Source organism: Micromonospora sp. RTGN7 (genome assembly GCF_033804645.1).
In the GTDB taxonomy this organism is placed as follows: domain Bacteria; phylum Actinomycetota; class Actinomycetes; order Mycobacteriales; family Micromonosporaceae; genus Micromonospora.
In genome coordinates this window covers 1-7912 of the sequence record NZ_JAPZLF010000042.1, presented here as the reverse complement: position 1 = coordinate 7912, position 7912 = coordinate 1, and the positions used below count along the sequence as shown (strand labels likewise).

Genomic DNA, 7912 nt, shown 5'->3' with positions numbered 1-7912 from the left:
TGGCGGGGGGCCCCTGCCCCGTGGTCCCCGACCACCCCGGGGCCGCGCTCCCCGCCGGGCGCGGGCCGGGGCCCGGCGCCCCCCGCCCCCCCCCGCGGGGGCCCGGGGGCCGGCCGCGGGGCGGGGGGGGCGCCCCCCGGGGGGGGGGGCCGGCCCCCCCCCCCCCCCAGCCGGTCAGCAGGTCGTAGTCGCGGCTGTCCTTCGGTTCGGTGATCGGCTCGGCGGCGTGCCGGGCGTGATGCTGATACCACGCCAGGGTCATGGCGGCCCGCTCGGCCGGCGGCCGCGGGTCGGCCCGCTCGGCGGCCGTCACAGCCTTCTCGTCGGCGTCGTCGGGCAGCCCGAGGGCCCGACGCTTGGCCCGGTCCAGCCGGACGCCGACGTCGTACCCGCCGTGGTCGCGGAAGTTCCGGGCGTAGAACTCAACTTCGTCAACCTTGCCCAGCGGGTTGAGCACCCACGCCGGCCCGGTCGGGGTGTCGGCCGCCGCGGCGGTGTCTCGGGCGGTGGCCTCGGTCCGCCGGTGCTGTTCCTCGCGCAGTGCGGCCAGCCGGGCCTGCCTGGGCCTGTTGGTGTTGTACCCGTCGGCCTCGATGTCGGCGATGCCGGCCGCGACGTCGGCATCGGTGAGGCTGGCCAGCGGGGCGCTCGCCCAGCGGTTGCGGTCGGCGGCAAGCTGGCGCAGCCGGTCGGCCTCGGCGGCCGCGGCGCGGTCGCGTTCCTCCTTGCGTTCCCACGCGGCGCCGACCCGTTCCATCTCGGCGACGTCGCCCAGGTCGGAGGCGTACGCACTAGCCTGGGCCAGCTCGTCGTCGCTCATCGCGTCGAGATCCCTCGCGAGGTACGCGCGGGCCGGAGCCTCCCGGCCGGCGACCTCCACCGCCAGGCGGCGGTCAAGCTCGGCGCCCAGCCGGTCGAGCGTCGGCATGTCCGGATCACGGTCGACCGCGGCCACCTGGGCATACAGATCCATCACGTCGGACTCTGGCAGGGCCTGCAGCTCCTCGCCGTCGGGCACCGACGCGACCAGCGCCCGGTACATGGCGGCCGAATCGCGCCGGTCCAGCTCATCCCCGAGCAAATGAAACACTCGCTCGTCCTCGGCCGTGCTGGGGTCGTTGCTGAACTCGTGGAACAGCTGCGACAGCCGGCGATCCGGCAGCCGGTCGACCGGCACGGTGCCGTCGACCAGGTCGGGAGCGCCGATGCGACGGAACCTGCCGCGGCCGTCGCGGGGATGGAGGTCGGCATCCCACGCGCGCAGCAGCTCGTCGAGCAGATCCCACAGCCGAGCGCGCCGCTGCTCGTCCCCGCCGTCGTCCTGGTCGTCGTCGGCGTCGGGGTCGTCCTGGTCGCCGTCGGCATCATCGGCGGGCGGGCCGTCGCCGTCGTCGACCAGGTCGGCGTCGGGGGCGGGGTCTGGAGGTGGGGCGGCCGGGTCGTGCATCTGGACGGACACCAGGCCGGAGTGCCGGAGCAGCGCCAAGTCGCCGGCGATGATCGCCGCGGTGACGGTGGCCGGCTCGAACCCGGCGGTGATCAGGGTCGACGCGGTCGCGGCCTGCGTCTGCATGGCCGTGGCCGACTCGGTCTCGCTGTCCTGCAGCGCGGCGATATCGCCGACGTCGAACCACAGGCGGTGCCCATCGGGGACGTCGACGACGCGGGCGAGCGCGGCGCACGCCGACCGCCAGTCCGGCCGCACGACGGTGTCGGCGAACGCCCTCATCGCCTGCCGGTACATCGACCAGGCGGCCGCGTCCTGGCCCTGCTTGAGACCGGCGACGATTGCGGGCACGCCGATGGCCACCGCGATGCGGTTCTCCCCGGCGGCCATGATCTCGTCAAACTGGGCGTCGCTAAATTTCGACCCCACGATCATGGGGTCCGCGCCCTCGTCGAGCACCAGCGTGCCGCCGGCGTTGGCCGGGCCGGAGTGCCGGGCGGCGACGCTGTCGCGGATCCGGTCCCGCTGATCCGGGGCCAGCTTGTTGGCGTACTTGATGATCAAGTTCGGGGTCGCCGCGTTGCGGAAGAACTTGTCACGGTGCTCGGTCATGGCCAAGTCCGCGTTGATCTCACGCAGGGCCGGCGTGAGCGCGGACATGCCGCGCCAGTTGGCCAGCGGGTCGGGGATCGGCGCCCAGTGGGCGACTTCCTCGACCGGGTAGAACTCGGTGGCGCGCTCAGTGTCGCCGATCGGCTCGTACAGGTAGCCCACGACTTCGCGCAGTTGCCGGCCGTCGGTGCCGTCGGTCACCCAGGACACGATTGTGATCCAGTCCGGGCGGAGACGCTCCAGCCGGTCGTCGCCGACCCGGCGCACGTAGGCGTTACCGGCCAGAGTGGCGTCCTGGCGCATCCGGGCGAGCAGGTCGCCGGTCGTGCCGTTCGGCCACGGCTCGTGCAGCAGCCGCAGACACTCGTGGTCGATCAGCTTCTTGTCGGCGTCACGCAGCCTGAACGTCGCTTCGGAGAAGAGCCTGACGAGGGCGTTGACGATGCCGAACACGGCGGCGTTGCCGCCGTATGCGCGTTCGGCGTACTGCTGGAAGCTGGTCAGCACCTTCTCGGCGTTGGGCTCGCCGTAGGTGCTGAACATCCGCCAGTCGGCCGGGCGGGCGGCCCGCTCGATCAGCCCCACCCCGGCGTCCCACGCGGTACGGATCCGCTGCATGATCGCCACGGCGGCCTCCTCAGACGTAGAACGCGGACGGGTCGAAGTCCTCTTCAACCGCCAAGTGCTTGCGGGTCTCCAGCGCCAGCAGGGCACCGCCGAACGCGACCCATGGGCTGATGTCGACGGCGCCCAGCCGGCGCGCGAAGGCAAAGCGGTCGCCCAAGGGGCGGGTGCGGGCGTTCTGGAACGCGGCCGTCATCGCGGCCTGGCCCTCGTGGCGGATGGTGTCCTGCCGGATGCCGTCGACCAGCATCCCGGCGGCCGCCGCGGCCTCCCCGGCGTTGAGCACGACCAGGTCACCGCGCTCCGGATCGCCGGTGCGCCTGACGATGCCGACTTCGGCCAGGTCGGGCACCAGGGACATGGCGGGGCTCGCGCCGTCGATCGCCCAGCCGACCGGCGTCCACCGCTCGGTCAGCTCGGCGGCCCGAGCGGGCACCCAGTCGCTACCGGGCCGGTACTCGACCAGCTTCCCGTGACGGTGCGCCCCCGCCTGCTCGGTGCCGTCGTCGTAGGCGGTCCGGGTCGGGCAGCGTTCGATCTCGCACAGCCACACGGCGACGATGGCCGTGGCCGCCCGGCTCGGCGGCATGTCGATGGCGAACGCGACGGGGTCGCCGGGTGCCGCCCGGTCGTCGAGCCTGGCCGCCCACTCCTCGGCGGTGGGCATGTTCGGGTCCGGCGCCAGACTCGATCCCTTGCGCCGGTTGAGATACGCGCGCCCGAACTCCTCACGGCCCAGCTTGCCCAGCTCGGCGAGGACCGCGGCCAGGCGCACGGTGTGTCGCCACCGCCGGCGGCCGGTGCTGTCGACGCCGCAGATGCACTCACCGGCCAGCTGCGGGCACAGCGCAGGCATGCAGGACAACCAGGTGTCCGGGGCGGTGTACGGGCCATCAAGGTTCGACCACTCGAAGTAGGCCGTCGACGCCTGCAGGCCGCTCTCGACGATCTCGCGTCCCTTCTCCACCTTGTCGGCCAGGTAGAGAGACGCCTCCGTGCCCTCGGTCGAGACGCGCCAGTGCTGCGGGGACCACCGGGTGATCATCGCCGGGGAGAAAGCCTGCTCAAGCCGGGCGTCGACCGCAGCGAAGAATTCGTCTTCGAAGCCCAGATCCAAGACCTTGCCGTGCCCGGCGGTCTCGGTGTTGCTGGTGATCCCGTCGTACGCGCCCGTCCGCCAGATCAGCGCTTCCGACCCGTTGGCCAACCGCTTGCGGTACTTCGCGCGGAACGGGGACGCCTCCAGGATCGGCAGCTGGTCGTCGACCCACTTCTCTCGGGCGTCCTGGCGGCGCTGGGCGGCGTACAGGATCCGCTGCCGGCCCTGCTGATGGGGCGCGTACTTGCGGACCTCGGCCGGCATCGCCACGGCGCGGTGAACGCGTACGGGCAGGACGACGGTCGTCTTGCCGGACTGGCGGGGCAGCAGCGCGGTCACGTCCCGGTACACCAGGGCGTGCGTCGCCGGGTCGACCTCCAGCGAGGTGTCGACGATGTACCGCTGGTGCGGCATCATCGGCTGGCCCAGCTGCGAGGAGATCCGGGCGACGGCCGGGCCGTAGGTGCGGCGGGACGGGTCGCGCAGCGTGGCCACCCGGGGCGGGCACGTCAGCCCGTACGCCTGGTAAATCTCCTCGCGGGTCATCCCCGGCCGCAGGTCGATTTCCTGCGGCGCGTGCGGGTCAGGTCGGGCCGTAGTCCTCCCCTTCGTCTTCGTCTTCACCGTCGCGGCCCTCCCACAGCTGCGTGAGCGCGGCGCGCAGCTCCTTGCTCACCGCGGCGGTTGCCATGCCGGCGCCGTCGTCCAGGGCGCGGGCGTCGGCCAGCGCGATGGCGGCCAGCGGGGCCTCGATACCGTCCAAGTCGCCGAGAGCCTCGATCGCCTTGAAGGTCGCGGCCTCCACCTCCCCGCCGATCGGGACGGCAGAGGCGGCAGGGGCGTCCGGGCCGAAGCGGGCGACGTACTCGCCGAGCAGGTCGCGGGGCGAGACGTCCAGGGCGCCGGCCAGCTGCACCAGCTCGTCGACGGTGACGCCGCGGCGGCCGATCTCGATGTTGCGTAGCGCGGACGAGGTGAAGGTGCCCGGGCCGCCGGCGGCCTGCACGGCCGCGGCCAGCTCGTCGCGGGTGAGGCTCTGCCGACGCCGCTCGGCGACCACCTGGGCGGCGATCACCGCGCTGATCCGATCGGTGATCGGCCCGCTCACCTGCTGATCACCAGGCACGATCACGGCCCCCCCTATGGCCCAGGGGGGAGAAAAAGGGAGACGGGGGCGCGGGGTCTCCGGCGCTCACGTTCAAACTTCCCACCCCTACCCCCATGTTTACGCAGGTCAGAGGCGTGATGCATTGCGTTGCGTTGATGCATGTGCTCACCAGTCAGGCGAGGTGACCCACAACGAGGGCACCTGCTTGGCCTGCCTGCTGCTGTTGCACCCGTAGTGCGCTGGCCGGCAGTTGGACAGGTCATACACAGGGCCACCCTTGGACCTGGGCACCACATGATCCACGCTGTAGCTCTTGGGGTGGCGTGCTGGCCAGCACTCGCCGATGGGCTGGTGACACAGCCAGCACACCCAGGGATAGACCCTCTTGACCTCGGCCACCAGGGCCCGCCAGCGGTGCCCGCTCAGGCCCCCCGCCACAGAGGACCCCCTCAGAAGCGCCGAGGGGCGTACCACCCGCAGGAAACACAAGGGCCCCGACCGGTGGTCGGGGCCCTTGAAAGCCGTCGTGGGCACACTGGTCCCACTGGGAGGTGAGCGTACGCCCTGCTCAGCCGTTGATCAAGCCGGCATGGTCGAGAATCAGGGGCATGGGTGCTACTCCTCTCAGCGGCAGGTGCACCGAGTGGTCGCCTTGAGGCAGCCGTGGCAGCGCAGGATGTATCCGTCGTGGTCGTAGACACCCATGTACGTCTTCCACATCCGGCAAGGACAGCGGGGCAGCGCGCCGCGCCGGGCGAGTTCGGCGGCCAACTCTTCGGTGGTGGCGTTATCCCTCATGCTGCCCGTCCTTCCGGGTCGGTGGGTCCATCATGAGCGGCCTCGGCATTGGCGGCCCTCTCCGCCGCCCGCCGGGCACGATCCTCCGTGTCCAAGCGGCGCTGCTCGGCGACCTGGTCGAGCACCTCCAGGACGTCGCCGAAGCGGTAGCGGGCCCGCCGCCACTCGTCCCGGTCTGGCTCTTCCGGGCCCTCCGTCCCGTCCTCCAGCGGCAGCGTGGCAGGCAGCAAGCGGCCACGCTGGGCCAGGGCCCGCAGCTGCCCGGCGGTGCAGGCCCGTCCGAGCCGGGCCGCCGCGGTGGCCAGCTGCGTGGCGGTGCCGCGGACATCTCGTGCCTCGTCGAGTAGCCACCGGATGCGCGGCCCGGTCTGATGCACCGCCCGGCAGCCGGGGCAGCGGACCCACATCACGCCCGGCCAGGCGTACAGCTCGGTGGTGCACAGCTCGCCCGGCGCGTCGGAGAGCGGCTCGCAGCACGTCCCCGCATACCAGCGGTCAGCAGGGTTCTCGACGACACGGCGCACGGCGGCCGCGGCACCCAGCAGCTCTTCGCCGGCGTCGGCCGCGTCGGGAGTGTGTCGTAGCCAGTCGAGCTGTTCGGCGACGAACTGCGCGGCCGCGGCCACGGGGTGTTCGGGCCGGTGATGGCGGATCGCGTCGCATGACGGGTGACCGCACCGGCCGGGCAGGGCGGCCCACCCGGCGCCGGCGCACAGCGGGCCGACCGGCCGCCGCTCGCGCGTGGGCAGCGGCACGCCGCGGACGGTGGCGATGTGGTCCATCCACGTCACGACGACGTGAGCAGCGGCCCACGCGGCCGCCGAGGCGTCCAGGTCCACGGGGATGGGCGGCTCGGCCGACCGGGGCCCGTCCGTGGAGCCGTAGCGGGCCTGCCGGGCGATGTTCACGGCCGGCTCATCGGCCAGTCGGACCATCTCGCGCAGGGCCTCGCCCACGGGCCGGTAGCAGGTCGGGCAGACGTAGCCGCGGGTTGGGTCGGGCCGGGCGCACCAGGTGCAGGGAGGCGGGTTCGTCATTGGTGCTCCTGGTCGGGCTGTGGAGGGTGTCCGGCGTGGTGTTCAGGGGCGGGGCGGGAGGTGCGCAGGTACGGGGAGCCGTGGATAGGTCCGCGGGGTGTGGTCGGGGGTCCGATGCGGTAGGCCGTGGGTTGGCCGGGGCGGGGGGGATCTGTAGAGGGAGCGGTGCCCGACCCGACCCGTCCCGTCCCGGGAGACGCGGGGACCTGAGTCGGAGCGCTGGTCTCGGCGCTGCTCTGGGGATAGACCGATGCGTCGGTGCTGGTCGTGGGTGCTGTGACGGGTGGCGGAGTTGGGTCCGGAACTGGGTTCGTACTTGGGTCCGGACCTGGGTCGGGACTTGGGTCCGGACCTGGGTTCGACGTAGGTCCGGGTGCAGGTTGCGCGTCGCCGGGCGCGGGCAGCAGCACCAGGCCGGCGGCTTCGGGGGTGCGTTTGCTCTTGCGCCGGTTGCAGCCGCGGCAGGCCACCACGAGGTTGGACATGCCGTCGGCCACTTCGGGGTCGACGTGGTCGAACGTGAGGCCGGCGTCGCTGACGCGGTCGGAGTGCTGGCAGGTGCGGCCGCAGTACCGGCAGATGTCTCCGTCACGGGCCCGGACGGCGGCCTTCAGCGCGGAGTTCTTCAGCTCCTTGGCCTTGGCCCGGTGGACGTCGTTTTCGGACCGGGACGGGTTGCGGTCGAGGTAGTCGTGGATCAGGAAGTCGAAGTCCTCCACCCACGTGCGGCCGGTCATGCACTCGCACTGTTCGCCGTCGTCGCGGCGGTGCAGCAGGGGCGCCCGGCCGTAGCGGGCGCGCAGGAGTCGCGCATTGGCCTCGTCCCAGCCGAACAGGTCGAGGATGTCGGCGGTGACGAATCCGTCGGACCGCTCCCCGGAGACCCATGAGAGCAGCTGAACCCACACGCCGAGGGACTCGGCGCGCTGCCGCTTCGCCCGCAGCCCGGTGGCGCCCGGGTCTGCCAGCCCACGAACCTTGACCGACATGGCCAGCCGATCGTCAACGCGTCCCCACGGCATTAGGGGCCCTCCGTCCGGACGCACTGCCCACTGATCGACATCTATTGATCTCCCGGTATGGTGAGGCGGGGGGGGGCGCGCGGGGGGGGGGGGCGGGCCGCGCCGCGGCGGGGGGGGGGGGGGGCGCCGCCGCCGCGCGCGGCGTCCCGGGGGCGCCGGGGGTGG

7 protein-coding genes are annotated in these 7912 nt (G+C 72.8%); all 7 read right to left on the bottom strand.

The window, feature by feature from the left end; translation table 11 throughout:
* Positions 1-2677, bottom strand: a 2677-nt coding sequence (locus SNR22_RS29005) for a phage portal protein (protein WP_320069870.1), incomplete at its 3' end; no start/stop codon positions are given.
* A 19-nt stretch (positions 2678-2696) separates the two neighbouring features.
* Complete coding sequence (locus SNR22_RS29000) at positions 2697-4406, bottom strand: hypothetical protein (protein WP_320069869.1); 1710 nt, start codon at positions 4404-4406, stop codon at positions 2697-2699.
* Positions 4366-4890: a helix-turn-helix transcriptional regulator gene (locus tag SNR22_RS28995; protein WP_320069868.1), complete on the bottom strand. Its 525-nt coding sequence runs from the start codon at positions 4888-4890 to the stop codon at positions 4366-4368. Before SNR22_RS28995 ends, SNR22_RS29000 begins: the two co-directional genes overlap by 41 nt.
* A 165-nt stretch (positions 4891-5055) precedes the next feature.
* Positions 5056-5259, bottom strand: a complete 204-nt coding sequence (locus SNR22_RS29520) for an HNH endonuclease (protein ID WP_413775728.1) — start codon at positions 5257-5259, stop codon at positions 5056-5058.
* A gap of 255 nt (positions 5260-5514) precedes the next feature.
* Positions 5515-5688, bottom strand: coding sequence for a hypothetical protein (locus SNR22_RS28990; RefSeq protein WP_320069867.1), 174 nt, complete (start codon positions 5686-5688; stop codon positions 5515-5517).
* Complete coding sequence (locus SNR22_RS28985; RefSeq protein ID WP_320069866.1) at positions 5685-6725, bottom strand: hypothetical protein; 1041 nt, start codon at positions 6723-6725, stop codon at positions 5685-5687. The genes SNR22_RS28990 and SNR22_RS28985 overlap by 4 nt, the downstream gene beginning before the upstream one ends.
* The gene (locus tag SNR22_RS28980) at positions 6722-7714 is read right to left on the bottom strand and encodes an HNH endonuclease signature motif containing protein (RefSeq protein ID WP_320069865.1); all 993 of its coding nucleotides are present in this window, start codon (positions 7712-7714) and stop codon (positions 6722-6724) included. The genes SNR22_RS28985 and SNR22_RS28980 overlap by 4 nt, the downstream gene beginning before the upstream one ends.
* Positions 7715-7912 lie beyond the last annotated feature (198 nt).